30 protein-coding genes and 1 tRNA gene are annotated in these 25,281 nt (G+C 68.9%); 12 read left to right on the top strand and 19 right to left on the bottom strand.

Annotated features, from left to right (window positions below; genetic code table 11):
- Window positions 1-28: 28 nt before the first annotated feature.
- A complete protein-coding gene (gene leuS / locus AC1DS4_RS17890) occupies window positions 29-2,926 on the bottom strand; it encodes a leucine--tRNA ligase (protein ID WP_477633652.1) in 2,898 nt (965 codons plus the stop codon).
- Window positions 2,927-3,195: 269 nt separating this feature from the next.
- Here leuS and AC1DS4_RS17885 point away from each other — a divergent pair, with 269 nt between their 5' ends.
- Window positions 3,196-3,729, top strand: a complete 534-nt coding sequence (locus AC1DS4_RS17885) for a hypothetical protein (protein WP_477615343.1) — start codon at window positions 3,196-3,198, stop codon at window positions 3,727-3,729.
- Between the two features lie 51 nt (window positions 3,730-3,780).
- Here AC1DS4_RS17885 and AC1DS4_RS17880 read toward each other — a convergent pair whose 3' ends face one another.
- Complete coding sequence (locus AC1DS4_RS17880; protein ID WP_477633653.1) at window positions 3,781-3,966, bottom strand: hypothetical protein; 186 nt, start codon at window positions 3,964-3,966, stop codon at window positions 3,781-3,783.
- Between the two features lie 160 nt (window positions 3,967-4,126).
- Between AC1DS4_RS17880 and gntA the strand changes: the two genes are divergently transcribed.
- Genes gntA through AC1DS4_RS17865 form a run of 3 tightly spaced genes read left to right on the top strand, consistent with a single transcriptional unit; the run spans window position 4,127 to window position 6,191 of the window.
- Window positions 4,127-4,846: a guanitoxin biosynthesis heme-dependent pre-guanitoxin N-hydroxylase GntA gene (gntA, locus tag AC1DS4_RS17875; RefSeq protein ID WP_477633654.1), complete on the top strand. Its 720-nt coding sequence runs from the start codon at window positions 4,127-4,129 to the stop codon at window positions 4,844-4,846.
- Window positions 4,843-5,457: a DUF1989 domain-containing protein gene (locus tag AC1DS4_RS17870; RefSeq protein WP_477633655.1), complete on the top strand. Its 615-nt coding sequence runs from the start codon at window positions 4,843-4,845 to the stop codon at window positions 5,455-5,457. The genes gntA and AC1DS4_RS17870 overlap by 4 nt, the downstream gene beginning before the upstream one ends.
- A gap of 11 nt (window positions 5,458-5,468) precedes the next feature.
- On the top strand, window positions 5,469-6,191 hold the full coding sequence (locus AC1DS4_RS17865; RefSeq protein WP_477633656.1) for a GAF and ANTAR domain-containing protein: 723 nt from the start codon (window positions 5,469-5,471) through the stop codon (window positions 6,189-6,191).
- Between the two features lie 47 nt (window positions 6,192-6,238).
- Here AC1DS4_RS17865 and AC1DS4_RS17860 read toward each other — a convergent pair whose 3' ends face one another.
- The 3 genes from AC1DS4_RS17860 to AC1DS4_RS17850 are packed head-to-tail and all read right to left on the bottom strand — an operon-like array spanning window position 6,239 to window position 9,010.
- The gene (locus AC1DS4_RS17860; protein WP_477633657.1) at window positions 6,239-7,831 is read right to left on the bottom strand and encodes a phytoene desaturase family protein; all 1,593 of its coding nucleotides are present in this window, start codon (window positions 7,829-7,831) and stop codon (window positions 6,239-6,241) included.
- 46 nt (window positions 7,832-7,877) lie between these two features.
- Window positions 7,878-8,522, bottom strand: coding sequence for a lysoplasmalogenase family protein (locus tag AC1DS4_RS17855; protein ID WP_477633658.1), 645 nt, complete (start codon window positions 8,520-8,522; stop codon window positions 7,878-7,880).
- A 20-nt stretch (window positions 8,523-8,542) separates the two neighbouring features.
- Window positions 8,543-9,010: a DUF4396 domain-containing protein gene (locus AC1DS4_RS17850; RefSeq protein ID WP_477633659.1), complete on the bottom strand. Its 468-nt coding sequence runs from the start codon at window positions 9,008-9,010 to the stop codon at window positions 8,543-8,545.
- A gap of 81 nt (window positions 9,011-9,091) precedes the next feature.
- On the opposite strand from AC1DS4_RS17850, the gene AC1DS4_RS17845 reads away from it, so the two are divergent.
- Window positions 9,092-9,730: a hypothetical protein gene (locus AC1DS4_RS17845; RefSeq protein WP_477633660.1), complete on the top strand. Its 639-nt coding sequence runs from the start codon at window positions 9,092-9,094 to the stop codon at window positions 9,728-9,730.
- Here AC1DS4_RS17845 and AC1DS4_RS17840 read toward each other — a convergent pair.
- Window positions 9,718-10,614 (bottom strand): arylamine N-acetyltransferase family protein, encoded by an 897-nt coding sequence (locus AC1DS4_RS17840; RefSeq protein WP_477633661.1) that lies wholly within the window; start codon window positions 10,612-10,614, stop codon window positions 9,718-9,720. The genes AC1DS4_RS17845 and AC1DS4_RS17840 overlap by 13 nt on opposite strands.
- 390 nt (window positions 10,615-11,004) lie before the next feature.
- On the opposite strand from AC1DS4_RS17840, the gene AC1DS4_RS17835 reads away from it, so the two are divergent.
- Entirely contained in the window at window positions 11,005-11,700 is a 696-nt protein-coding gene (locus AC1DS4_RS17835) for a helix-turn-helix transcriptional regulator (protein WP_477623463.1), read from the top strand.
- A gap of 26 nt (window positions 11,701-11,726) precedes the next feature.
- On the opposite strand, the gene AC1DS4_RS17830 is transcribed toward AC1DS4_RS17835, so the two are convergent.
- Both AC1DS4_RS17830 and AC1DS4_RS17825 read right to left on the bottom strand, forming a co-directional pair.
- The gene (locus AC1DS4_RS17830; RefSeq protein ID WP_477633662.1) at window positions 11,727-12,275 is read right to left on the bottom strand and encodes a DinB family protein; all 549 of its coding nucleotides are present in this window, start codon (window positions 12,273-12,275) and stop codon (window positions 11,727-11,729) included.
- 16 nt (window positions 12,276-12,291) lie between these two features.
- Entirely contained in the window at window positions 12,292-12,597 is a 306-nt protein-coding gene (locus AC1DS4_RS17825; RefSeq protein ID WP_477633663.1) for a hypothetical protein, read from the bottom strand.
- Window positions 12,598-12,803: 206 nt separating this feature from the next.
- Here AC1DS4_RS17825 and AC1DS4_RS17820 point away from each other — a divergent pair, with 206 nt between their 5' ends.
- The gene (locus tag AC1DS4_RS17820; protein WP_477623461.1) at window positions 12,804-13,013 is read left to right on the top strand and encodes a DUF6582 domain-containing protein; all 210 of its coding nucleotides are present in this window, start codon (window positions 12,804-12,806) and stop codon (window positions 13,011-13,013) included.
- Between the two features lie 147 nt (window positions 13,014-13,160).
- On the opposite strand, the gene AC1DS4_RS17815 is transcribed toward AC1DS4_RS17820, so the two are convergent.
- From AC1DS4_RS17815 to AC1DS4_RS17805, 3 genes are all read right to left on the bottom strand, one after another.
- The gene (locus AC1DS4_RS17815; protein ID WP_477633664.1) at window positions 13,161-14,234 is read right to left on the bottom strand and encodes a YihY/virulence factor BrkB family protein; all 1,074 of its coding nucleotides are present in this window, start codon (window positions 14,232-14,234) and stop codon (window positions 13,161-13,163) included.
- Between the two features lie 121 nt (window positions 14,235-14,355).
- A complete protein-coding gene (locus tag AC1DS4_RS17810; protein ID WP_477633665.1) occupies window positions 14,356-15,246 on the bottom strand; it encodes an NAD(P)H-hydrate dehydratase in 891 nt (296 codons plus the stop codon).
- Window positions 15,243-15,992 carry a histidine phosphatase family protein gene (locus tag AC1DS4_RS17805; RefSeq protein ID WP_477633678.1) on the bottom strand — a complete coding sequence of 250 codons (750 nt, stop codon included), beginning with the start codon at window positions 15,990-15,992 and terminating at the stop codon, window positions 15,243-15,245. Before AC1DS4_RS17805 ends, AC1DS4_RS17810 begins: the two co-directional genes overlap by 4 nt.
- Before the next feature lie 315 nt (window positions 15,993-16,307).
- Here AC1DS4_RS17805 and AC1DS4_RS17800 point away from each other — a divergent pair, with 315 nt between their 5' ends.
- On the top strand, window positions 16,308-16,571 hold the full coding sequence (locus AC1DS4_RS17800; protein ID WP_477633666.1) for a hypothetical protein: 264 nt from the start codon (window positions 16,308-16,310) through the stop codon (window positions 16,569-16,571).
- A 56-nt stretch (window positions 16,572-16,627) separates the two neighbouring features.
- Here AC1DS4_RS17800 and AC1DS4_RS17795 read toward each other — a convergent pair whose 3' ends face one another.
- On the bottom strand, window positions 16,628-17,380 hold the full coding sequence (locus AC1DS4_RS17795) for an ANTAR domain-containing protein (RefSeq protein WP_477633667.1): 753 nt from the start codon (window positions 17,378-17,380) through the stop codon (window positions 16,628-16,630).
- Window positions 17,381-17,511: 131 nt separating this feature from the next.
- Between AC1DS4_RS17795 and AC1DS4_RS17790 the strand changes: the two genes are divergently transcribed.
- On the top strand, window positions 17,512-18,165 hold the full coding sequence (locus tag AC1DS4_RS17790) for a PAS and ANTAR domain-containing protein (protein ID WP_477633668.1): 654 nt from the start codon (window positions 17,512-17,514) through the stop codon (window positions 18,163-18,165).
- Window positions 18,166-18,201: 36 nt separating this feature from the next.
- Here AC1DS4_RS17790 and AC1DS4_RS17785 read toward each other — a convergent pair whose 3' ends face one another.
- Window positions 18,202-18,432, bottom strand: coding sequence for a DUF3263 domain-containing protein (locus tag AC1DS4_RS17785; RefSeq protein ID WP_477623454.1), 231 nt, complete (start codon window positions 18,430-18,432; stop codon window positions 18,202-18,204).
- A gap of 151 nt (window positions 18,433-18,583) precedes the next feature.
- Entirely contained in the window at window positions 18,584-19,213 is a 630-nt protein-coding gene (locus AC1DS4_RS17780) for a DUF2231 domain-containing protein (protein ID WP_477633669.1), read from the bottom strand.
- Between the two features lie 372 nt (window positions 19,214-19,585).
- Here AC1DS4_RS17780 and AC1DS4_RS17775 point away from each other — a divergent pair, with 372 nt between their 5' ends.
- From AC1DS4_RS17775 to AC1DS4_RS17765, 3 genes are all read left to right on the top strand, one after another.
- Window positions 19,586-20,581: an NADP-dependent oxidoreductase gene (locus tag AC1DS4_RS17775; RefSeq protein WP_477633670.1), complete on the top strand. Its 996-nt coding sequence runs from the start codon at window positions 19,586-19,588 to the stop codon at window positions 20,579-20,581.
- 44 nt (window positions 20,582-20,625) lie between these two features.
- Window positions 20,626-21,492 (top strand): alpha/beta fold hydrolase, encoded by an 867-nt coding sequence (locus AC1DS4_RS17770; protein WP_477633671.1) that lies wholly within the window; start codon window positions 20,626-20,628, stop codon window positions 21,490-21,492.
- A gap of 302 nt (window positions 21,493-21,794) precedes the next feature.
- Window positions 21,795-22,397 (top strand): TetR/AcrR family transcriptional regulator, encoded by a 603-nt coding sequence (locus AC1DS4_RS17765; protein ID WP_477633672.1) that lies wholly within the window; start codon window positions 21,795-21,797, stop codon window positions 22,395-22,397.
- A 60-nt stretch (window positions 22,398-22,457) separates the two neighbouring features.
- Here AC1DS4_RS17765 and AC1DS4_RS17760 read toward each other — a convergent pair.
- From AC1DS4_RS17760 to AC1DS4_RS17740, 5 genes are all read right to left on the bottom strand, one after another.
- A tRNA-Ala gene (locus tag AC1DS4_RS17760) sits at window positions 22,458-22,530 on the bottom strand.
- Window positions 22,531-22,626: 96 nt separating this feature from the next.
- Window positions 22,627-23,277, bottom strand: coding sequence for a histidine phosphatase family protein (locus AC1DS4_RS17755; protein WP_477633673.1), 651 nt, complete (start codon window positions 23,275-23,277; stop codon window positions 22,627-22,629).
- Window positions 23,274-23,648 (bottom strand): ribosome silencing factor, encoded by a 375-nt coding sequence (gene rsfS, locus AC1DS4_RS17750; RefSeq protein WP_082592622.1) that lies wholly within the window; start codon window positions 23,646-23,648, stop codon window positions 23,274-23,276. The genes AC1DS4_RS17755 and rsfS overlap by 4 nt, the downstream gene beginning before the upstream one ends.
- Window positions 23,649-23,655: 7 nt before the next feature.
- Window positions 23,656-24,264 (bottom strand): nicotinate-nucleotide adenylyltransferase, encoded by a 609-nt coding sequence (gene nadD, locus AC1DS4_RS17745; protein WP_477615369.1) that lies wholly within the window; start codon window positions 24,262-24,264, stop codon window positions 23,656-23,658.
- Window positions 24,265-24,266: 2 nt separating this feature from the next.
- Window positions 24,267-24,518, bottom strand: coding sequence for a hypothetical protein (locus AC1DS4_RS17740; protein WP_477633674.1), 252 nt, complete (start codon window positions 24,516-24,518; stop codon window positions 24,267-24,269).
- Between the last annotated feature and the right edge of the window lie 763 nt (window positions 24,519-25,281).

The raw sequence follows: 25,281 nt of genomic DNA, 5'->3' as shown, positions 1-25,281 counted from the left end.
CGGTGCGGGCCACCGGTGCAGCGCAGGATCACATCGGGACGATGTTGACGAGCTTGGGGGCTCGCACGATCACCGTGCGGATGCCGCCCTCGGTCGCCGCGAGGACCTTCGGCAGCGCCAGCACCTGCTCGCGCAGGGCGTCCTCACTGATGTCCGCGGGCACCTCGAGGCGGTCGCGGACCTTGCCCTTGATCTGCACGACGCAGGTCACGGTGTCCTCGACCAGCAGGGCAGGGTCGGCCACGGGGAACGGCTCGAAGGTGATCGACTCGGTGTGCCCCAGCCGTTGCCACAGCTCCTCGGCGATGTGGGGGGCGAGCGGCGCCACCATGACGACCAGCTTCTCGGCCGCCTCGCGAGGCACGGCCTCCAGCTTGGTCAGCGCGTTGTTCAGCTCGATGAGCCGAGCGATGGCCGTGTTGAACCCCAGCGTCGGGAAGTCCTTGGACACCGCGTCGATGGTCCGGTGCAGGGCCCTGGCCGTCGCGTCGTCCAACGGCAGCTCGGCCACCCGCACTGCGCCGGTCTCCTCGTCGATGACGTTGCGCCACAAGCGTTGCAGGAACCTCTGAGCGCCGACGACGGCACGGGTCTCCCACGGCTTGCTCAGCTCCAGTGGACCCATCGACATCTCGTAGACGCGCAGCGTGTCGGCGCCGTACTGCTCGAACATCTCGTCCGGGCTGACGACGTTCTTGAGCGACTTGCCGATCTTGCCGAACTCGCGGGTGACGGGTTGGCCCTGCCAGGTGTAGGACGTCTCGCCACTGGCGTGGTCGGGCACCTCGACGACCTCGGACGCCTCGACGGGCTGGCCCCGGTCGTCACGGTAGGCAGGCGCCTGGATGTAGCCCTGCGAGAAGTACTTGCGGAACGGCTCGTCACTGGTCACGTGACCGAGGTCGTGCAGCACCTTGTGCCAGAACCGCGCATACAACAGGTGCAGCACGGCGTGCTCGACCCCACCGATGTAGAGGTCCACCCCACCCGGGTCGACGACCCCCTCGGGCGAACCGACCACGGGCGTCTCCCGCGGGCCCATCCAGTACGCCTCGTTCTCGGGGTCGACGAAGGCCTCGTCGTTCGCGGGGTCGAGGTAACGCAAGTAGTACCAACAGGATCCGGCCCAGTTGGGCATCGTGTTGGTCTCCCGGCGGAACTTGCGCATGCCGCGACCATCGCCCAGGTCCAGCTCGACGTTGACCCAGTCCTCGACCCTGCCGAGAGGCGGTTCGGGCTGGCTGCTCGCATCCTCGGGTTCGAACGTCTTGGGCGAGTAGTCCGGGACGTCCGGCAGCTCCACCGGCAACATCGAGTCCGGGACGGCGTGGCTGACTCCGTCCTCGTCGAAGACGATCGGGAACGGCTCGCCCCAGTAGCGCTGTCGGCTGAACAGCCAGTCACGCAGCTTGTAGCTGACCGTGGGCTGTCCGAAACCCTTGTGCGCCAACCACTCGATGATCGTCGCCTTGGCCTCGGCCACGCCCATGCCGTCGAGCGACACCTCGTCGTTGGACGAGTTGATCGCGGGCCCCTCACCGGTGAACGGCTCGTCCTCCGGGTGGCCCTCCGACGGCTGCACGGTGCGCACGCGCGGCAGCCCGAACTGGCCGGCGAAGTCCCAGTCGCGCTGGTCCTGTCCGGGCACCGCCATGATCGCGCCGGTGCCGTAGCCCATCAGGACGTAGTCGGCGATGAACACCGGGATCCGTTGCCCATTAACGGGATTCGTCGCGAACGCGCCGGTGAAGACACCGGTCTTGTCCTTGCCCTCGGTCTGGCGCTCCACGTCGCTCTTGCGTGACGCCGCCAGCCGGTATGCCGCGACGGCGGCTGCCGGGGTCGCCTCCCCACCGGTCCAGACGGGGTTGGTGTCGGGCGCCCACTCCCCCTCCGGGACAAGCACGTCCACCAAGGGGTGCTCCGGCGCCAGCACCATGAAGGTGGCGCCGAAGAGGGTGTCGGGCCGGGTCGTGAAGACCTCGATCGACGCGTCCTGGCCGACGACCGGGAAGGCGACCCGTGCACCCTGGCTACGACCGATCCAGTTGCGCTGCATGGCCTTGACCTTGTCGGGCCAGTCGACGCGGTCGAGGTCGTCGGCCAGCCGGTCGGCATACGCGGTGATCCGCATCATCCACTGGCGCAGGTTCGTCTTGAAGACCGGGTAGTTGCCGCGCTCGGAGCGCCCGTCGTTGGTGACCTCTTCGTTGGACAGCACGGTGCCCAGCCCCGGAGCCCAGTTGACCGGCGCCTGCGAGGTGTAGGCCAGCCGGAAGTCGTCGAGGATCTCGGACCGCTCAGCCCCCGACAGTTCCGCCCACTGCTGACCGTTGGGGGTGGGGCGGTCGCCGGCCTCGAACTGCTCGACCAGCTCGGCGATGGGGCGGGCGCGCCCCGTGCCACCGTCGGGGCGCACTGCCTCCGGGTCGTACCAGGAGTTGTAGATCTGCGTGAAGATCCACTGGGTCCACTTGTAGTAGCCCGGGTCGATGGTCGCGATGGTGCGGCGGTCGTCGTGACCGAGCCCCAGCCGGCGCAGCTGGCGCTTCATGACGACCATGTTCTCCTCGGTCGTCTTGCGCGGGTGCTGACCGGTCTGCACCGCGAACTGCTCAGCCGGCAGGCCGAAGGCGTCGTAGCCCAGGCAGTGCAGGACGTTCTTGCCGGTCATCCGGTGGTAGCGCGCGAAGACGTCGGTCGCTATGTAGCCGAGGGGGTGCCCGACGTGCAGGCCCGCGCCGCTGGGGTAGGGGAACATGTCGAGGACGAGCAGCTTCTCGCGACCCGCGACCTTGTCGGGCTCGGCCCAGGGACCCGCGGGGTTGGGCGCGTGGAAGGTGCCCTCCTCCTGCCAGCGGTCCTGCCAGGCCAGCTCGATCGTCTGGGCCAGGTCGGCGGTGTAGCGGTACGGCGTCTCGCTCATCTCATCCTCACGTCAGCTTGTACACATCTGAGTCTTCACACAGAAGAACCCCTCACGCAGGAGGGGTTCGCCGCGGTGACGTGGACCAGGTGGTCCGGACCGTCAACGCGGCTCGGGAAGAAGCAGCGACCGTGCCATGGCCAAAGGCTACCGCAGGGTGCTCCGGGCGGCCCATGTCCCCTCCGCGCCGGCGCCGCGCGGTCCGGTCTCGCCTACGGATACGTAGATCTGACGATGACAGGACGAGGTGGGGGTCGTACGTTTGGGCCATGCGGACAACGGACCGGATTGTGGCGCTGGTGCGGCGGACGACGCCGCTCCTGGGGCTGGTCGGGGGGCTCCTGTTCTTCGCCTACTGGTTCGTCAGGGCGCGTGAAGTGTCATTGCCGCTGCTCGTCGGCCCACTCCTGGACCTCGCGACCGTCCTGCTCCTCGGCACCGCCGTGCTCGGCTACCAGCTGGAGCAGGGCTTGGCGCCGGGGGCGTGGATCGGCTGGGCCGGCGTGGCCGCCGTCCTCGAGGGACTGGTCTCGTCACCGGCATCGGTGTGCCTGGGCCTGTTCCTGCTGGGAGTCTCGATCGCTCGCTGCGGTGTCCACCCGCGCGTGCCGGGGATCATCATGGCCACCAGCGGCATGGCCCTCTTCATCACGTACTTCATGTCCTCGGGTTTCGGGCGCGGTTACGCCGAGGTCGGGTTGCTCTCCAAAGTCGTGATGGGGCTCGCCCTGATCGGCGTCGCCGCCTCGCTCGCAGACCTCCTCGTGCTCGAGCGGGGAGCCGAGCAGCACGCTCGGGCCTGACAGCCCCGAGGCGGGCCTGAAAGCCCCGAGGCGGGCCTGACCGCCACGTGCTCAGTCCGGCGGTTCCTTGGGGGTCTGCCCTCCATCGGCGGGGGTCTGCCCTCCAGCTGCCGGGTCGGCCATCAGCTCGGCGCTGTCCAGGAGAACCGGCTCTTCGTACCCGGGTGGGTACGGCGGGTCCGGGGTCACGGGTGGAAAGATCGTCCCGTCGGGCTGCAGGTGTGAACTCTGGGTCATGGGTGACCACCTCCGTCAGCTACTGAAGTGCCCTTTGCAGCAGGGTTCAAACGTGCCCCAGATCAGCCCATGGTGTTTGCGCAGGTCAGCCGGTGGGTACAGCCACTGGGCCCGGAGGTGATCAACCCTGCCCCGGGCTTTCCCATCGTCAGGAGCACCAGTGTCCAACGACAGCCTCCCTGCCCTCCTGGAGGACTTGGCCGGCGACCACGACGCCTCTACCCCCGTCGGGGAGATCGCCGAGGGTCTGGAGGCAATGGTGCTGCACCCGGACTACCCCTGCCTGGGAGCGCGTTCGGTGTTCAACCGCGATCGCGCCACGGTCGTCGTGCTGGAGGAGCTGGGCACGACCGCGAGCACCCGTCGCCTGCTCAGCGCCCTGACGTCGTTCGGGCGGGAGACAGATCGAGAGGCGGGCTTTGCCTCACTGGTCGCCGTCTTCCGCGCGACCGAGGTCGCGGGCGAAGCCGATTTCGAGGAGCTGCTCTGGCGGCAGCTGGAGCAGCTGCACGAGGCCGACCACCAGCCGTGGGATCCACGCGTGTCCGACGACCCTGCCGACCCGCACTTTGCCTTCAGCGTCGGCGGGACCGCGTTCTTCGTCGTCGGCCTGCACCCGCAGTCCTCCAGGATCGCCCGACGGACTCCCCTGCCCACCCTGGTCTTCAACCTGCACGAGCAGTTCGAGGAGCTCCGGGGGTCGGACCGCTTCGACCGGATGCGTGACACCATCAGGCGCCGCGACCTCGAGCTGCAGGGAACCCTCAACCCGATGGTCGCCGACCATGGGCGGAGCTCCGAGGCCCGGCAGTACTCCGGTAGGGCAGTACCCCCGACCTGGGTGGCGCCGGCCAGCTTCGACGACGAGGAGACGACGTGAGCACCACGCTGGCACCGCAGACCGGGACGGGGTTCCTCCTCCTGGCCGGGCAGGTGCTGACCGTCACCGACCCTGAGGGCGGACAGGTGAGCGACCTGTTCTGCTTCAGTGCCGACGACCACGACGAAAAGCTGTCGAGCGGTCGCACCATCGACTACGCCAACACGATCTACCTCACGACCCGTCATGTGCTCTACAGCAACCGCAGCGCCCCGATGCTGACGGTCGTCGAGGACACCTGCGGTCGTCATGACTTCCTGCTCACCCCGTGCAGCCAGGACACCTTCGACCTGCTCTACCCCGAGTTCGACGGGGCCTACCACCCCAGCTGCCTGGAGAACCTCAGCTCCGGCCTCGCACCTTTCGGTGTCCGGCCCGACCAGATCGGGACGACGCTCAACATCTTCATGAACGTCTGGCCCGAACCCAGCGGGGAGCTCCACATCGACCCCCCGACCTCTGTCGCGGGCGACCGGTTCTCCGTCCGGGCCGAGATGGACCTTCACGTGGGCCTGACGGCCTGCTCCGCCGAGAAGTCCAACGGTGGGGTGTGCAAGCCCATCGAGTACCTCGTGACGGACGACGTGGCCACGCGAACTGGCAGCGGGTGATACTGGGCGTCATGCAGACGCCCATCCCGCGGGAGACGACCGAGGCCTTTGCCTCCCTCGCCAAGCTCGTCTACTCAGGAACCGGGTCGAGTGACGTCCTCGCCGCGATCTGCCGGACCGCCGTCGACGTCATCCCCGGGGCCGACCACGCCTGCATCTCGACGCTCGACGCGGACCAGCAGCTCCACACACAGGCCTCCACGGACGACGTCGCGAGCCTGATGGACCGGCTCGAGTCCGAGGCCGGCGAGGGGCCGTGCCTCGACAGCATCCTGGAGGACTCCGTCCAGCACGATGCCGACATCACCACCGCGACCAAGTGGCCCCGGCTCGCAGAGCTGACCCTGGCTCGCACCCCGGTCCGGGGAATGGTGGGCTACCAGCTCCTCGAGGGCCTGGGCGCCCGGGCGGCCTTCAACGTCTTCTCGGACACCCCTGGCGCCTTGACCGAGGAAGCTGCCGACGTCGGCGCCGTGCTCGCCGCCTTCACCTCCGTCGCGCTCGCGGCCACCGAACAGCGGGCCACCGCGGAGAGCCTACGGCTCGGGCTCCAGAGCAACCGCGAGATCGGCAAGGCTGTCGGGCTGCTCATGGCCGCCCACTCGGTGGGCGACGACGAGGCGTTCCACATCTTGCGCGCCGCCTCGAACCACACCAACACCAAGCTCGCGGCTCTGGCCGAGCAGATCACGGCGAGCCACCGCGAGGGTCTGCACGACGAGGCCCTGGACTGACGGCCAGGCGCCAGTCCAGGCGCGAAGACAGCCCGCGTGAGCGGCTCTTAGGACCTGAGCAGCCGGTCCCAGGCCGTCCGGCTGAGGGCGCGGCGGAGCCCGCCGGTGAGGCGTGCGTTCGCCCCGAGTGCGGCCCGAGCGGCGTTCCAGCCGCAGGCACCGTGGACTCCGCCACCGGGGTGCGCGGAGGCGCCGGCGAGGTAGAGCCCCGGCACCGGTGTCTCGGGGCGTCCCAGTCCCGGGGTGGGACGGAACACGAGCTGCTGGTGCAGTCCCGCGGTCCCTGCGTTGATGGCCCCGCCGATCAGGCTCGGGTTCTGCGCCTCCAGGTCCCCCGGACCCTGGACGTGGGTGGTCACCCGGCAGTCGCGGAACCCGGGTGCGACACGTTCGACCGCGGCCTCGACCCGCTCCACGTGGTCGGCCAGCTGCTGACCCGACCAGTCCGGGCCCTGCGGGACGTGGGTGTAGGCCCAGGCCGACTCCGTGCCTTCCGGGGAGCGCGTGGCATCCGACGTCGTCATCTGCCCGAACAGGATGAACGGCCGCTCGGGGGTCCGCCCCACGGTCAGGTCCGCGGCGAAGTCGACGAAGCCGTCGTTGTCGACGCCGAGGTGCACAGTGCCTGCGCCCCTCGCGGCCTCGGCCGTCCAGGGCACCGGCCGGTCGAGCGCCCAGTTCACCTTCACGGTGGCGTGGTCCCACTGGAACCTCGCCAGGTCACGTTGCAGTCGGGCCGGCAGCGGGTGGTCGGCCAACAGGTCCCGGTAGAGGCTCGGTGCCGGCACGTCGGCGAGGACCGCACGCCCAGCCCCCAGGAGGGTGCCGTCCGCGAGCCTGACACCCGTGGCGCGGCCATGAGCGGTGGTCACAGCGGTGACCGGCGTGCCGGTCACCACGCGCACTCCCGCGCTCTCGGCGCGACGACGCAGCGCACCCGCGAGCTCGCCCGCCCCGCCCTGTGGCACAGGGAACCCGACGTCCTGGCCGAGCATGCACAGCAACCAGCCGAACATCCCGCTTCCCGCGGAGTCAGGCGCCAGGTCGCTGTGCAGGGCGTTGCCGGTGAGGAGCAGTCCGCCCCCCTGTCCGGAGAACCGCTCCTGTCCGAGCCGGCGGCTGGGGGTGATCGCAAGGCGCGCGAAGTCGAGCGTGTCCGCGGCGCCGAGACTCCGCAGCATCCGGGTGGCCGAGACGACCGGGGGGAAGGGGGTGAACAACGCGTCCAACAACGGGTCGCGAATCCGGTCCCAGCCGCGGACCAGCTCCAGCCAGGCCTCCCCGTCGCCGGCGGCCTCCGCCTCCAGTCCGGCGGCGGTGTCCTCGGCGCGCGAGCAGAGGAGGGCCGCGCTGCCGTCGTCGAGCGCATGGGCGAGCACGTGCGGGGCGCGCCGCCAGACCAGACCGTGCTCCTCCAGGTGCAGGTCGCGGATGATCGGGCTCGCGGCCGCCAGCGGGTAGAACGCGCTGAACAGGTCGGTGACGTATCCGGGCGACGTCACCTCCGCGCTGCGGACTGCTCCACCCACCTCCTCGTTGGCCTCGACGAGCAGGACGTCCCACCCTGCGTCAGCCAGGGCGATGGCGGCCACCAGGCCGTTCGGTCCCGCCCCGACGACGACCGCATCCGCAGTGCTCACGCGCCTTGGTCCCTCTCGCTGGAGAATCGCTGGTTCGCCCACTGTGTCACCTGAGGACGCCGAGCACGATCAGGACCTGGCCGAGGTGGTAGGTCACTATCACCGTCAGCGGCCCGAAGCGGCGCGCCCGGACGAACCGGTCCAGCGCCAGCACCGCGTCGCTCACCATGAACACCGTGGCCCCCAGTGCCACCAGCAGATGCCCCGTCGCCCACGCCGCGACGACCATGGCGCCGATGACCCCCATGTATGCCGCGACGGCGCCTGCCAGCACCGCCCCACCGGCGGCGCGCGTCGCCGGGACCACGCGACGACCCACCACCGCGACCATGGTCACGACGAGTGCCAGGCCGACGAGACCCAGGTCGGCACGCGGCATACCGAGGTGGGAGAAGGCGACCACCAACGCCACGTGGGCCGCCAGGAAGCTGCCGAGCCCGACGATGAACCGCGGTTCGCTGTCGGAGAGGAGGGCGACGTCTCCGGCCAGGCTGAGCCCGAGTGCTGCTAGCAGCCACCAGCCCGCGGTGGACTCGGACGCTCCCATCGCCCACGCAGCCACGCCCAGCAACACCAGGACCAGTGGTTTGAGGACCCACTCGCGTCGCCGGCCACGCACCGCGACGGCCCACCAGTCCAGGGGTGCGGCGACCGCCACGGCCGCCAGGCTGGTCAACGCGAGCTCGGGCACGGGCCCAGCGTGACAGACGCTCAGTGGTGGTATCGATGCATCACGGCGTGACCTCGCCCACGGGCGATGAGCCAGCGGTTCACCGGCACGGTGACGACGAACGCAATCGCCAGGGAGGCCAGCAGGGTGCCCCAGAACAAGGAGCTCGCGAGCCCGGCCTCCATCGCACCGGGGATGGCGACGACGAACGCGTTGTCGACCAGCTCCATCACCGAGATGGACACTGTGTCGGAGGCGAACGCGACGCCGATCGCCGCCGCGAGCGGCAAGCCGGCCGCCAGCACGGGCCGCAGAGCCAGCGAGTAGCCGAAGACGAACGCCAGGGCGATCGACAGGGCGACGGTCGCGAGGTTGCTCCAGCCGAGCGCGGAGCCGATCACCATCCCCAGGACCTCGCCGATGGCACAGCCGGTGAGGCAGTGCAGCGTCGCGCTCACCGCCTGCCGCCAGAGGGACTGGGTCATCACATGGGTGTGCTGGTGGCTCATGACGAGGCCAACCATACCCCCTATGGGTATATTCCATGCCACGAGAACCCGGTGTCGGGCCCTGCGCCTACGCTCGCGACCATGACCGCACCCGTCCCCAGCCCCGACGACCTGCGCATCGTGGTCGACGCGATCATGGTCGGCTTCGCCCAGGTGCCCGACGACGGTTGGGCGCGGCAGGCCCACGGCCTCGTCTGGGACTGTCGCGACACCGCCGCCCACGTCGTCGACGACTTCGCCGCCTATGCGATGAACCTGTCGAGCCGTGAGGTCCACCTCGACGAGTACGTCCCGTTCCTGGACCCGCCCCAGTGGCAACCCACCACCCCGCCGAACCTGGTTTGGCCGGACCCGGCCAAGGGCACGGCGGCCATCGTGCGTTGTCTCGACGCCGCCGGGGGGCTGCTGGTCGCCGTGACCGCGACCGCTCCCCCGGGCCACCTCGGCTACCACCCAGCCGGCAACTCCGACGCGTCGGGGTTCGTCGCCATGGGCATAGTCGAGGGGGCGGCCCACGCGTGGGACGTCCTGGCGGCGCACGGCGTCGACTTCAGCATCGACGACGACATCTGCGTGCGTGTCCTCAACCGGCTCTTCCCCGGCTCCATCCGCACCGGCGACGGCTGGCACGACTTCCTCACCGCCACCCACCGCACCGAGGCCAACCGGGCCCCGCACTGGCGCTGGGACTCGACCGTGCGCGACAGCTACGGCGACTGAGTCTCCCGACCTGAGCGCAGCCGGCGCACGACGGCCAGGAGGCGTTCGGTCTCGTCTTCGGTCAGGCCGACGCGCAGCTCACCCAGCAGGGTCCGGAGCTCCCCAGCCCCCAGCTGGCGGTGTTCGGTGGGCTCGCCGGGACGGCGAACCGTGACCGCCTCGTGCGTGACCGTCACGTGCCGGTCCGGCAGGTGACGGGTGAGCATGAGCCCGTGCCGGAAGTGCGAGGTCGGATAGGTGCTGGTGAAGTGGTGCCCCGCCCGCACGTCGACCTGCTGGACAGGCAGGTCGTCAGTGGTGTGCATGAGCTCCCAGGCCCCGTCCCGCTGGCGTTGCAGCTCCCACGTCGGACCACCGGCCGGGTTCTCGTGGCGCTGGAGACGGTAGGCCCAGCCCCCGTGGTCGTCCAGCGCTCCGTCCACGAAGCGGATCGGGTGCATCAGGCTCAGGCCGAAACCGGGGTCGGCCAGCCACGACGTTCCGTCGACCTGGATCGCGAGCACGCAGTGGGTCCTGGCCGAAGCGGTCACGTCGCCGACCCGTGCCAGCCGCCGCTGCACGTCGTACCCGAGGGCGGCCAGGACGGCGCCGAAGAGCGTGGCGTGCTCGAAGCAGTACCCGCCACGACCACGACCGACGAACTTGGCCTGGACGTCGGGCAGCTCCACACCGGGGTGCTGCTCGAGCAGGACGTCGATGTTGTCGAACGTGAAGGTGCGCACGTGCGCCTCGTGCAGGGCCTGCAGGGTGGCCAGGTCGGGCTTCTCAACCCGGACGCCGACCCGCGTGAGGTAGCCGTCGACGTCCACCACCGTCGACGGCAGCCTCGGGACTGCGTCGGGTTGGCGCACACCGGTGTTGCCCTTCTCGAACGCGGTCGCCACGTCCGCATGCTACGTCGCCGGTGTTTGGGCTGCGATGCGCCACAGCGCGATGAACGACCGGACGAAGAGCGCCCGGTCGTTCATCGTGGGCAGGCGTGCCGGTCGCTGCCAGCGCCCAGGCATCCCCTGTTGCCTTCCCGACGCTCACCTCGACCGACCTCAGCCACGGCCAAGCGGACGGTTCCCACCGTTCGTGCGAACCGCTGGCAAGCCGCCCTCACCCAACCCAGCCGGCGCCACCACTCGGTGTGGGTCGCCGCTTGATGAAGGGTTCCACGCGCGCCCGTGGCACGAGTAGTGTCAAAAGCGGAACTTTGGCGCGTCATTGCGGGGGCGGCTGTGGGGGATCAGGACCTTGTGAGGCTCAGTGTCGAAGCTGCCCACTTGGCCGTGCGCGGCCAACCGTACGGCGAGCTGCTCGCGAACGCCGTGCACCGTCAGCTGCGCGCCGACGCCGGCGCCGGCCTGACGACCTGGACTGTGGGGGCTGACGGAGCGGACCGCGTGTCGGTGGACGTGGCCGGGCAGGACCCGCTGGATGCAACCTACGTCGAGCGGGCCAAGGCGGTGGTGTCGCAGCACCCGTCGTTCAGCGCGGGCCTGCCGGAGTTGGCGACCCACCGGGTCAGCGACCTGACCCCCATGGGCCCGTTCTGGGACTCTGAGCCGTACGAGGCGATGCATGGCTTCTGCGGCGGACGCTACCCGGCCGCCCTGACTCTGCTCGCGACCCCCACCACCCTGGTCTTCCTCGGCGTCCACCGCAGCCGTCACGACTTCAGCGACGACGACATGCGCCGCCTGGAGCTGGTCCGTCAGCCCCTGGCCAGCGCTCTGGTTTTCCGACACCAGCTCGAGGACGCCGCCCGCCGGATGCAGACGATCCTGCCGCCCAGTGTGACGTTCACCGACCGTGAGGCCGAGGTCCTGGCCCTGGTCGCGCGGGGCTGGACCGACCGGCGCATCGCCCACCGCCTCGGCATCACCGAGCGCGGCGTCCGCAAGCGGGTGTCGACGGCCCGCGAGCGCGTCGGTGCCCACAGCCGAGCCCAGGCCGTCGCACTCTGGTCCAAGCTCAACCCCTGAGGGGAGCGGGACCGCACGGCGCGGCGTCAGGTCCAGAGCGTGAGCTGCCTGCGATGGTGCGCGTAGTGCAGTGCGGGGTAGGCGTACACGTCGAACAGGGTCATGTGCGCCTCGAAGTACGGGTCCCACCTCGTCGGGAAGGGCATCCCCCGAGCCAGCCGGTCCTCGGGTGCCTGCTCGAGGCTGTGGACCAGCGCGCCTATCGTCCGGTCACACAGCCACCCCATACGGGCGTGGTCGAACACGAGCGCCCCGCCGCACGAGCCGGCGTAGTTGACCCAGTGGAACGGCACCGTGCCCGCGTCCAGGAACCACACGAAGGTCCGGCCGACCGACGGTGGCAGAACGGAGAGAAGACGAACCAACGGCACGAGTCGTCTGACGATCAGGAAACCGAACACCATGTGGAAGAGCAGCTGCTCGTTGGTCCATCTGGTGCCGTTGGAGCGTGCACGGAGCAGTGCTGGGGTGGTCGCCGCCAGCAGGCGGTGCAGGTCGTCCCTGCACCAAACAAGGTCGGCGACGACGGCGTTGCGGTCAGCAACCTGCCCGCCCTCGCTCTCGCGGGACGTCACGGGGCGGCCACGACCATCAGGGCAGGTGTCGGTCCAGGCGGCGCAGCAGCGACCCGACGACCGGCCAGTCCTGGGCGCCGGCGCGCATCACGCGGCCACGGACCACCGCGACGCCCCGCCGGACCCTGACGCCCGGGACGCCGCGCCCGGCGTCGGCGCGGGCTCGCGCACGTCGGTGGAGCCATCGCGCGCACCCGGTGCACACCCCCACCTCCGGGTGCGTCCCCAGCCGGGTGAGGTCGCGCTCGTCGAAGCCGTTGCCGCAACACCAACAGAACAGCCGCTCCACCCGCTCGTGCTCCACCGCCGCCTCTGCTGCCATGAGCCCATCGTCACCCCACCACCCACCCTGTGGCCAGAGGTATCGCACGCTGAGGGCCTCGTCGAGGTGGCACCGGGGCAGTCGGGCTCCCGCGTGACCTGCAAGACCTCCACCTTCCAGCCGCGCTTGTCCACACCTCGGCCCAGGGCGGGGGTTTGAGCTTGGCGCCTGCGGGTATGACCTCAGCCTCTGGAAAGGAGTCGACCGTGTCGAAGGATCTCAGTGACAGCGAGAACCGCAAGAAGCTGAAGAAGTCGTCGTTCGCGCTGCCGGAGCAGGAGAAGTACCCGATTCCTGACATCGAGCACGCTCGGAATGCTCTGGCCCGGGTGGCCCAACATGGAACAGCGGCCGAGAAGAAGCAGGTCCGGTCGGCTGTCGAGAAGAAGTATCCGAGTCTGAAGAAGGACGACTGACGAGCCGGATAGCCACCCTCACACCCGACTGGCGGTCGACTCACCCAGAGGTCGAAGTGGGCGTCCACCCGCAAAGGGTGCGCTGATGGTTCGCTTTCGGTGTCGATCGCGAGATCGCGTTCGCGCTCCAGGACTCGTCGCGGTAGCTCAACGAACGTCTTGGTCGCCACCTCGAGTAGCGCGCAGGCGGCGCCCACGCTCGACGTCCTCGGCTTCCTTCGCGTCCGCCTTGGCCGTGCCACGGGTGTCGCGGGGCGGCAGCTGCACCGTCTCCTCGGCGGGTATGCCGGACTGGAGTTCCCGTCCGCGCTCGAGCTCTGCGTCGAGCTCGGCGCCGAACAGCAGCGCCACGTTGGTGATCCACAACCACAGGAGGAAGACGACGACACCTGCCAGTGCGCCATACGTCTTGTCGTAGTTGGAGAACGAGCTGATGTAGAAGCCGAAGGCGGCCGACGCGAGGATCCAGACCACGATCGCGACGACCGCACCCACACTCACCCAGCGGAAGCGTGGTTGCTTCACGTTGGGTGTGACGTAGTAGAGGATCGCTACCACGAGGACGACCACGAGAAGGATCACCGGCCACTTGGCGATGTTCCAGAGCAACACCGCTGTCGAACCAATCCCCATCGCTTCGCCCACAGCTCGGGCTGCGGGACCGGTCAGCACCAGCGCCATCGCCACCAGCGCGACCAGGACGACCGCCACCAGCGTCACTGCGAGCATGACGGGGCGCAGCTTCCAGAACGGCCGTCCTTCCCGGATCTCGTAGATCCGGTTCATGGCACGCCCGAACGAGCCGATGTAACCGGAAGCTGACCACAGGGCAGTCACGAGCCCCACCACGAAGGCGATCCCGGCAGCCCCCTCCCGATCTGCCATCGTCTTGAGAGTCGGTCCGAGCGTGTTCGCGGCCGAACCGGCGCCGACGTCGCGCAGGATCCCCAGCAGGGTGTCGACGGTCTGCTGGCCCTGGCCGAAGAGGCCGACAAGGGACAGGAGGGCGATGACAGCGGGGAACAGCGCCAGGACGCCGTAGTAGGTCAGCGCCGCCGCGAGGTCGGTGCACTGGTCTTTGCTGAACTCGCGAAGGGTCTTTCGCGCGATGTACTGCCACGACTCACGCGTGACCTCCGTCGGCGAGGCGGGGACGGCGGCATCCGAGCTTGAGGATTGGCGTTCGGCTTCGTGGTGCGTGGAGTGGGCTTCGGCGGACATGACGCTCCTTCAGGCGGGAGGGCTGGGTCGGTCAACCTTTGGCGCAACGTCCCCGACCTCATCTCTGGTGGGTATGGGTTTCGTGGTCTGAGCGGGCCAATGCGAAGGCACAACCAACCGTTCAGGTTGCCTGCGACGACAGCTGTGTCATCACCCGCGGGACCCACGGGAGCACCTCTCGGGCGAGGAAGCCCACTGGCGCCTGCTGCTCGCTGACCGCCCTGCCGGCCGACAGGTGGAGCACCACGCCCCAGGCCGCCGCACCCTCCGCCGGGACGCCTCGGGCCAGCAGCCCGGCGACGATGCCTGCCTTGACATCGCCAGACCCTGCGACGCCGAGCCCGGGAACTCCCGGATGGCGCCACACGACCGCCGAGCCAGGTGCGGCGATGTACGTCGTTTCGCCACCTGCAACCACAGTGGCGCCGCACCGGTCCGCAAGCTCGGCACAGCACTCCGCGGGATGGGCTGCGACCTCGCCCTTGTCCCGCCCGAGCGTCTCGGCGAGCTCCGACTCGTTCGGTGTCAGGACCGCCCTCCCGTCGAGATGAGCGACCCCGTCCGGGTGTTCGGTCAGGTAGGCCATGGCCAAGGCATCCAGCACCAGAGGACAGTCCAGTCGCGGCACCAGCTCGTCGAGCAGGTCGTTGGCCGAGTCCGGTGACATCAGCCCCGGCCCCAGCAAGAGCGCGTCGCAACCGTCAGCGAGCGTGAGCACCTTTTCGGCCGCCTTCGCGGCGATCTCGCCGTCGCTGGTCTCGTGCAAGTCGGTGACCAGCGCCTCTGGGAGGGCGACGCTCACGGCGACGGCCACGCTCTTCACGGTCGCGACCTGTGGCTTCCCGGCGCCGGCCCGCATCGTCGCCTCCGCAGCCAGGAGCACCGCTCCGGGAGTCCGTCGGCTGCCCCCGACCACGACCACGCGACCCCGTCCCTCCTTGCCCCCGCCCGGGTCCGGTAGTGGCCACGCGCCGAGTTGATCGGTGCCCAGGTCCCGGACGGTGCGGCTCATGACGCGCTCCCCCGCCCTGCGTGCTCTGGCTCGTGCGTGGCCGGAACGCCGCTCGACTCCACCACTGCGGACGACGCGTACTCGACGAGCTCGGGTACGCCCGCCGGTCCGCGTCGGTACGTGGTGGTCGAAGCGTTGGGGACGTCCACCGTGCGGTCCAGCGTGAGGACTGCGGCCTCGTCCATCCCCTCGAGCACGTAGCGGAAACAGGTGATCACCGCCTGGTGGGTGAAGATCCACAGCCGGTCGGTGGCCGGGCGGGTGCCGACGTCACGCAGGAACGAGCGAACCCGCAGGGCTACGTCACACCAGCTCTCACCGCCGGGTGGCCGGTAGTAGAACTTCCCGAGGTGCTCACGCCGCCGTGCCTCGTCGCCGTACTCGTCGCGGATGCCGGTGCCGGTGAGCCCGTCGAACAGTCCCAGCTCGCGTTCGCGGAGCCGCTCGTCGCGCATCACCGGGGTAGCGAGACCAGCCGCGGCGAGCGCCAGCTCGGCCGTGTCCGCGCTTCGCCGGTAGGGCGAGCTGACGACGGCAGTCGGTCTCGCGGTCGCGCCCAGCTCGCGCAGATGCCGGCCCAAGGCGTCCGCCTGTTCGCGCCCCGTGTCCGAGAGGGGCACGTCCGCGTCGCGGTCTTGCAGGTCGAGTCGGGCGGCCCCGGCTTCACGGGCCGCGCGATCTGCCAGGTTGCCAATGCTCTCGCCGTGACGCACCAGCACGAGGCTGGCCGGTCCGAGTCGCTGCATGTCGAGCACGAAGCTCTCCCTCCTCGCGAGGACCGCCGTTGGCCCGCTCTAGGTGTGCGATGCATGTACATGCCCGCTACCCCGTCCCCGGGCCAGACAAACAAGCCCGGGCAATCCGTCCCGCGATCGTCACAGGGTGAGGCTCGCTCCGGGGCCACCGGTGCGTGTTGACTGCGTGAGTCACGGATTGGCTCCAACCGCATGAAGGTGATCGCGACCCCTGCCGTTGTGCGCGTTTGAGTCAGAGTGGTTGTGGGAACGGTGAGGTGAGCACCCATGGACAGGCCAGGCGTGATGCGACCCCGGGAGACACCAATGACCTCGCCCACCGCGCCGACCAGCCCCCAAGCCTCGAGCTGGGCGGACGAGCTCGGCACCTACCTGAGCCCTCGATGCTTTCCCGCCACGCACGATCACCTCGCCGCCACCTTGATCAAGCAGCATGCTCCGAGCCATCTCCTGTGGCACCTGTCGGTCGCCAACAGGACACAAGAGTTCCGGTCGTTGGACGAGCTCGTCGAGCACTTGGTCATCGCGGCTACGCGCGCCCCACTGACCAGTTTCGGCGATCCCGCCTGACCCACAGCGGTGCGTTCGGGCTCCCGGATCAGCAGTGCGCAGCGCCCGACATCGGTCTAGAGCAGCCGGGTCTTCACCAGGATCCGGGCGAGTTCCGCATCCTGTATGCCGGCTCGTTGGGCGGCCTCGTGGAGACGTTGGCTTGCCGCCTGGTCACCCACGCGATGCGCGGCCATGATCATGCCGACGGCCTGGTCGGTGACGAACTGGTCTCGCATCGTCTCCGGTGTCTGTTGCGCCCGACGCACCCCGGAGAGGGAGAGGTCGGCATTGGTCACGGCGCCTGCCGGCCACCCGCCGCATTCGGCGGCCAGCTCGGAGTGCAGCCCGTCAAAGGCCGTGGGTGTGCTTCCGTAGAGGTTGACCCCGCCGACGACGACGTGGTCCTCCAGGAGGGGAATGGAGAGCGTGCTTTCGACGCCGGCGGTGTTCTCCGCTCGCGCGAACAGCAGCCAGTTGCCCTCATCGAGGGGATCCGATCCGGTCGTTGCCACGACGACGCCCTGCTGCATGGACTCGACGCAGGGGCCGTTGCCGAGGTACTGCACCGCGTCCAGAGACGCGACGTCCAAGCCGGTGGCGACCCACGTGAACGCCAGTCCTTGCTGCAGGAAGGACAACGTCAGGCCGACACACTCCGGGGCAAGCGCGCCCATACGGTCGGCCATGGCGCCGAACCGAGCCGTCAGGTCCTCATCCTGGAACCGTGACATCTCGGCCAGCGCCAAGCGCGTCTCGGGGATTCCTTCCATGATCTCGCTGACCTCCGCTAGACCGTTACCCATCACATCTACCCGATCCCGCGTCAACTATGCAACGCACCCGACCACCCGGTTCGAGCCCGTGGCGTCGGCGGATTCCGCGTCGTATTCTTGGGCTTGGTCGAGAAGTGGCCTTCCCACTGGGAGATCCCTCAGGGTCGTCATGTAGGAGGTAGCCGGTGACCCGCGACGGTGCGCAAAGCGACGGCCAGACGATGTCGTTCGAGTACGAGGCCGAGAGTGGCCGCTGGACCTGGTCCGAAGGTCTGCGAGAACTCCACGATCTGGCACCTGACGAGGTACCCACCACCGATCTCATCCTGGATCACATGGTCGAAGAGGACCGTCCGGTCATGATTGCCAGGTTTCAGCATCACCTCGACCACCCGGGCCCGTACTCGTGTGTCTACAGCCTCGTTCGCGGCGATGGCCAGATTCGCCGAGTCATCTTCGTCGGGGAGAGCGAGGCCGTCGGTGGAGAGGTCAAGCGGCTCACTGGTTTCGTCGTCGACCTCACCGAACCCATACGCGAGACCGCCAGGGCTGCGGTGGCCGCCTCCGCGGAGCATCGGGCTGCCATCGAGCAGGCCAAAGGGGCGTTGATGCTGACGTTCGGCGTTGAGGAGGACGGCGCCTTCGAGCTGCTCCGGGCGTACTCCAGCCGGCACAACATCAAGCTCGCGGAGGTGGCGCACCGCATCGTGGCCGGCCTCTGCGACCCTGCCTTCAGCCGGGACGAGCCGGTCCGCAGCCTGCTTGACATTGTCATGTCCCTTGAACCCAGCGATGGTGCAGGCAGTCTTCCGACCCGTTCATCGTGGCACTCGACCTGACGCATTCGTGTGCTGGCGCGAGGCTGACGTGTCTGGTCACCTACCGCCGAACTGCGCGCGGATCGGGGGGACGAGCCGTCTGCGGATGCGCCGCACCGTGAGCGGGTCGTAAGCCATCGCTTCGGGACGCATCGCAATCGCGATCAGCCGACGGTCGTACTCGGAGGCACTCATGCCCCACCGCTGCGCGACCTCTTGGTCCCTCGCACCGGCGTGGCGCCACCATTCTCGTTCGAAGTCGAGGATGGCCATCTCCGTGTCAGTCACAGAGGACCTCCTTCAGCAGGGCGCCCGACGACGGGTGCAGATAGGCCTTCCTTACCCGCTGGAGGTGCTCGTCAATCCACAACTCGGTCCCCGATTCCCGGGGCTTGGGGGTAGCGAGCCGCCATCCGCTCCCGCCTGCCGCCGGTGGGGTTCACCCGGGATCCGGTCGGCCGAGGCTCGGCCCCACCGCGTCAGTTTCGTATGCCGGGTGCCGGGTTCCGGCCTTCCTCGCGATTGCGAGGTGACCACCGAGGTATCCCGCCCCGCTGGCGACGACGGTAGCCGCCATGCTGGCGGCCACGCCCGAGCCGTGCTGGCCGCGACGTCGCAGACCCAGGGACACGGCATACAAGCCAACAGCCCCGAGGTTCAGCGCCGCGTGCAGCGCGCCGACACGGTTCTCCGGCCGGTTCAGCTGACGCCACTCAGCCATGCCCGTGACGACGGTGGGCAGCACAGACACGAGGCCCGCCGCCAGCAACAGGCGCGCAGCGGGGCGGTCAGCTCGCCTGCCACGCACGTCGAGCAGCACCGCCGAAGACCAGAGCCCGATGGGGACATCCGTCATGACCGGGTGAAGTGCGTGACCCGTACCTGCGCCCAGCAGCAGCGAGCGAGTGGGCTCCGCGGCGAGCGGCCTCGACGCAAACTCGAGCACACGACCCAGTCGGTCCAGAGCCGCCGACGACTCGAGGCGGTGCATCGCGCGGACGACCATGTCGTCGCCTTCGCCGCCCTGCGGGACTGCATCGGGTAGGGCATACGAATCCGTGAGTGTCATCCCCACCCATTACCCAGGCGCGGAGATCCCAACCCCGAGCGACAGGGAGAGGGCCCCTGACCAGCGATTCCGCTGGCCGGGGGCCATCTCGTGTCCGGTGGAGCTGAGGGGATTCGAACGCCTGACCCCTTCCATGCCATGCAGATTCGGCACATCCACCGGTGTCCCCGAACGTCCGCCTGAGCATGAACCATTCCCCGAACGTCCCCCGAAGTGCGCCGAAACGCGCCGCTGCTGTCAAGCAGCTGGTCAAGCATCCGTCCTGGCCACCACCCCCGGTGAGCAGCATCCCTGACGGCCCTCGCTTGACAGATTAACTGAGCGTGCTCATTATTGAGGTCACTCAGTTAATCTGTCGAGGAAGAAGTCAGCATGCGAGCGTTCGTCGTGAGGCAGTACAAGGGTCCGTTGCAGCAAGCGGATGTCCCCGAGCCCGTGGTCGGAGAGCGCGACGTGCTGGTAGAGGTCCAGGCTGCCGGGCTCAACATGCTCGACGAGAAGATCCGGACGGGCGAGTTCCGGCAGATCCTCCGGTACAAGCTGCCGCAGATCCTCGGCAACGACGTCGCCGGAACGGTGATCGGCGTCGGCGCGAAGGTGCAGGGCTTCAGGCTCGGCGACGAGGTGTATGCCCGGCCCGACAAGGACCGCATCGGAGCCTTCGCGGAACGCATCGCGGTTGCCGAGGCGGATCTGGCGCTCAAGCCCGTGTCGGTCAGCTTCGAGGAAGCGTCCTCATTACCGCTGGTGGCCTTGACCGCATGGCAGGCGCTCGTCGAGCGGGGCAACCTGCAGCCAGGACAACGGGTCCTCATCCACGGCGGCGCCGGCGGAGTAGGAACGATCGCGATCCAGCTCGCCAAGCACCTCGGTGCCACGGTCGCCACCACCGTCAGCACCGGCAACGTCGACTTCGTGCGGGCGCTCGGGGCGGACGTGGTCATCGACTACCGCAGCCGGGACTTCGAACATCTCCTTGACGGGTACGACCTCGTGCTGGACAGCCTCGGCGGGACAAACCTAGAGAAGTCGCTCCGCGTGCTGCGCCGCGGTGGCAAAGCGATCGGGATTGCCGGGCCCCCCGACTCGGCGTTTGCCCGCGAGCTCGGCCTCAACCCGATCCTCCGGCTGGTGATGACGGCCCTGAGCAGCAGCATCCGCCGCCAAGCCCGGCGCCTGGGCGTGACGTACGAGTTCCTCTTCATGCGCGCCAGCGGTGACCAGCTTCGCCACATCACCGATCTCGTCGATGCCGGCGCACTGCGCCCCGTCGTCGGACGGGTCTTCGACTTCGACCAGACCGTGAAGGCGGTTCAGTCGCTCGACAAGGGCGGCATCCGCGGCAAGGCCGTCATCAGCAGGGCCTGACCAGCCCACCTCATCACCCGAGAACCAGGACACAGGAGAACATCATGAGCACGAACAGCCACGCACAGGACGACGTCATCACCTCCTACAAGGACGCGCCGACCCGCACCATCCACGCCGGCGGCGTGACCTACGCCTACCGCGAGCTGGGGCCGAAGGTCGGGGTCCCCGTCGTCTTCTTCGTCCACCTCGCCGCGAACCTCGACAACTGGGACCCCCGGATCATCGACCCCATCGCCGCTCAGCACCACGTCATCACCTTCGACAACCGCGGCATCGGGGCTTCCACCGGCACGGTTCCCGACAGCATCGAGGCGATGGCCGATGACGCCGCCACCTTCATCAAGGCGCTCGGCTTCGAAAAAGTCGACATCTTCTCCTTCTCCCTCGGCGGCATGATCGCCCAGGCCCTCGTGGTGAAGCACCCCGGCCTCGTCCGCAAGCTCGTCCTTACCGGCACCGGCCCCGCTGGCGGCAAGGACATGGACAAGGTCGCCGGCGTCACCTACTACGACATCCTCCGCGCCGCCGTGACGCGGTCGGACCCGAAGGAGTTTCTCTTCTTCAACCGCAACGCCACGGGCAAGCCCGCCGCCCGCGCGTTCGTGGAGCGCCTCAAGGAGCGCACAACGGACCGCGACAAGCCGGTCGCGGTCAGGGCGTTCCAGACGCAGCTCAAGGCGATCAAGAAGTGGGGACGGTCACCCGCCGCCGACCTTTCGCAGATCACCCAGCCCACCCTGATCGCCAACGGGGACAACGACCGGATGGTGCCCTCGGTGCTCTCCGAAGACCTGCACCGCCGCATCAAGGGCTCCGAGCTGGTCATCTACCCCGACTCCGGCCACGGCGGCATCTTCCAGTTCCACGACAGATTCGCCCCGGTCGCCGTCGAGTTCCTCGCCCGCTGACCGACCGGGCGACCCAACCCAGGAGGAATGAGCGACATGAGCAAGTCACTGGCGAAAGCGCCGATCGAACGAGATGCAGCCAACGGCGCTCGTGACCGAGGACTACGACGCAGTCGAGGCCGGCGAGTACGAGGTCATCGCCGATGACCTGACCGGCCAAGTCAAGGCGGCTCTCGGCGGACCGGTGGGGCGCTCTAACCGGAGTTCCGAGATACGAGAGCTCCTCTCACCGCCGTGGAAGAATGAGCGCCGGCACATTCGAGCCCACACCCCGGAGCCCACCGCAGAGAAGGGCGGCAGCCATGCCACTCACCTCCCAGCCCGTCGGACGGCGTGAGCGGAACAAGCAGCAGAAACTCGACCGCATCACCGCCGCCGCACGGGAGCTCTTCGCCGAGCGCGGCGTCGACGAGGTCACCGCCCAGGAGATCGCCGACAGGGCCGATATCGGTGCGGGCACGCTGTTCCTCTACGCCAAGTCCAAGGGCGAGCTCCTGCTGCTCGTGCAGAACTCCACCTACGCCGATGCGCTCACCCAAGGCAGGACGGCGGCCCAGAACATCCCCGACATGCTCGACGCGGTCATGGCGATCGTCCGCCCGGTCGTGGAGTGCAACCGCAAACAGGTCGACAACGGACGGACCTACCTACGAGAGATCGTTTTCGGCGACCCCGAGGAACCCCACCACCGCGACGCGCTCAACCTGACCGTGCAGACCGAAATGGCGATCGCCGATGTGCTGCAGCGGGACGATCGCATCCACTCCAACGACGCCGCTACCCTCGCGCACATCGTCTCCGCGATCATGTTCGTCAGCATGGCCGCGACAATCAACATCGCCAAACCGGCCGACCACCTCGTGCGCGAGGTGAGGGACCAGGTCCGGGTTCTGCTACCCGCGTGATGCCGTCGGAAATGGCCCCTGACCAGCGTTTCCGCCGGCCAGAGGCCATCTCGTGTTCGGTGGAGCTGAGGGGATTCGAACCCCTGACCCCTTCCATGCCATGGAAGTGCGCTACCAACTGCGCCACAGCCCCGGTCTCCCGAGTGGGACATCCCCCGAGGGGGACTGCGGAAGTTTACCCAGTACCCCCACCCAATCTCCAAATCGGGGCGGCGTCCGCGCACAGACCTCAGGCCGACGCGTTCCAGGCCTGGATCCGCCAGCCGTTCTCGGCCTCGACGACCTCGGCCCAGTGGCAGTTGCCGAAACCCCCGAGCACCCGCCAGGCGGTGAGCCGGTCGAGGTCCACGAGCTCGGCGATGACCACGCGGCCGGTCACCCCGTGCGTCGCCACGATGGCCGTCTGCCCCGCCGGAAGGCCGTCCAGCAGGTCGTCCAGAGCGGCGCGGACCCGCTGTGCCACGTCCGACAGCGACTCCCCGTCCACCCCGCGCACGAAGTCCTCGCCGCGCAGGTGTCGCAGCCGCTCCTCGGGGAACTCGCTGCTCACCTGTTCGCTCGTCATGCCTGCCCACTGACCCACGTGGATCTCTCGCCACCGCGCGTCGTAGCTGATCGGCAGGCCACACGCCTGCGCGACCTCCGCGCCGGTCTCGGCCGCCCGCTTCAGGTCCGAGGCCACGACCACCGACGGCGTGTATGCCGCCAGCGCACCGGCCGCTGCGCGTGCCTGTTCGTGGCCGAGCGAGGACAGGTCACTGTCGACCTGTCCCTGCCAGACGCCCCGCGCGTTGTCGTCGGTCTGGCCGTGCCTGAGCACGATGATCCGGCGCCGACCAGAGGTCGTCGGGGCGGTCGAGGCCGAGGCCTCGCCGCTCATGCGTCCCGGCGCTTGGGCACGCCGAGGTCAATCTCGGGGCAGTCCTTCCAGAGCCGCTCGAGCTCGTAGAACTCGCGCTCCTCATCGTGCTGGACGTGCACGACGATGTCGCCGAAGTCGAGCAGCACCCAGCGGCCGTCCCGCTCGCCCTCGCGGCGGATCGGCTTGGCACCCTTCTCGCGGAGCTGGTCCTCCACCTCGTCGACGATGGCGCCGACCTGTCGGTCGGTGCTCGCCGAGACGATTACGAACACGTCGGTGAGGGCGAGCTGTTCGCTGACGTCGATGCCGGCCACTGTGGTGGCCAGCTTGTCGTCGGCGGCTTTGGCGGCCGTCATGGCCAGGTCAAGGGATCGTTCGGTGGCGGGCACTGCTCTCCTACGTTCGTGCCGGTGCGCCGGCAGGTGAGCCGGCGGCATACAGGCGGTATTTGTTGACGTACTGGACGACGCCGTCGGGCACGAGGTACCAGACGGGTTCGGCGCGCTCGACGCGCGCTCGACAGTCAGTGGAGCTGATCGCCATCGCGGGCACCTCTTGCAAGGTGACCCGGTCGGCGGGGAGACCGGACTCGGAAAGGACGTAACCCGGCCGGGTGACGCCGACGAAGTGGGCGAGGTCGAACAGCTCGTCCGCGTCCTTCCAGGACAGGATCTGGGCGAGCGCGTCGGCACCGGTGATGAAGAACAGCTCGGCATCGGGCCGCTCACGGTGCAGGTCGCGCAGGGTGTCGATCGTGTAGGTCGGGCCGGGACGGTCGATGTCCACCCGGCTCACCGTGAAGCGGGGGTTGGAAGCGGTCGCCACCACCGTCATGAGGTAGCGGTGCTCCGGTGCGCTGACCTCGCGCTCGTCCTTCTGCCAGGGCTGGCCCGTGGGGACGAAGACGACCTCATCGAGCCCGAACCGGGTCTGGACTTCGGAGGCGGCCACGAGGTGGCCGTGATGGATCGGGTCGAACGTCCCGCCCATCACTCCGAGGCGCATGGTCAGTGGTGGCTGCCCTGGTGGTCGGTGTGCGCGCCGTGGCTGTCGTGCTGGTGGCCACCGCCGTGCGAGGCGTGACCGAGGACGTGCTTCTGCGCGGTGCCACGGAAGGCCCACAGGACGCCCAGGAGGGCGAGGAACGAGACGAACGCGAGGGCCCCGAAGGCATAGGGAGACATCGGCAGCTCGCGAGTGTGCTCCTCGGCGACAACGACCAGGTTCGACAGGGACACGGACGACGACGACAACGACATGGGCCCCAGCGTACCCGCCGGCGGGGCCCGGGCCGTGCCCATCGCCGCCCCCGCCTCGCAAGCCCCCGCTCTCCCGGGATCCGCCCGGGGATCGGACCGGATCCATCGGCGCGTCTGTCCACGGATGTTGTGCACAGGGGTGTGTACAACATCCCGTGCGAGCACGGCCGGGTGTGGACAACGGTGTGGGAAACCGGTGGACGAAAAATGTTTCGCGAAAGCTATTGCGGCACAACGGATGCGGCCATTAGAAATCTCTCACGCGCTCCGGTCGGAGGGTCGAAACGGGGAGACCCGGGACGGCCGTGAGACAGGAGCACAGGTCAGCCGGATAACGGACGACCGCCTCGACCGGGTTCGCTCGGACGAGGTCCTTGAGGCCTTCGGGCTGACAGGTCCGCGGGCGACGCCGCGGAGGAATGCCGGGCCCGTTGACCAGATCGCATCGCCATGGCTTGCACCGGTTCGCCGGAGCAGGCAGGGCGCCATCGTCGCAGTGGCCACAACATCCGGTTCGCCGGAGGACGTGGGCGATCGACAGGGGCAGGGACATGGCCGGTTCGCCGGCCGAGGAACTGCACCACCCGTGGGGAGAGTCGTCACCTCGGTGACGACAGCACCCGCACCGCGAGCATGGCGCCACCTCGGTGGCACCGGACCTCGCACCTGGAGATCCACCCAGCAGCTGGCTCTGTCAGCGGCCGGGAGGATCGCCACCGAGGGCCCCTCGAACTCATACTTCGAGGGGCTCTCACCTTGTCCC

The sequence above is a fragment of the Pedococcus sp. P3_C7 genome (genome assembly GCF_056402615.1).
This window is presented reverse-complemented; position numbering and strand designations above follow the sequence as displayed.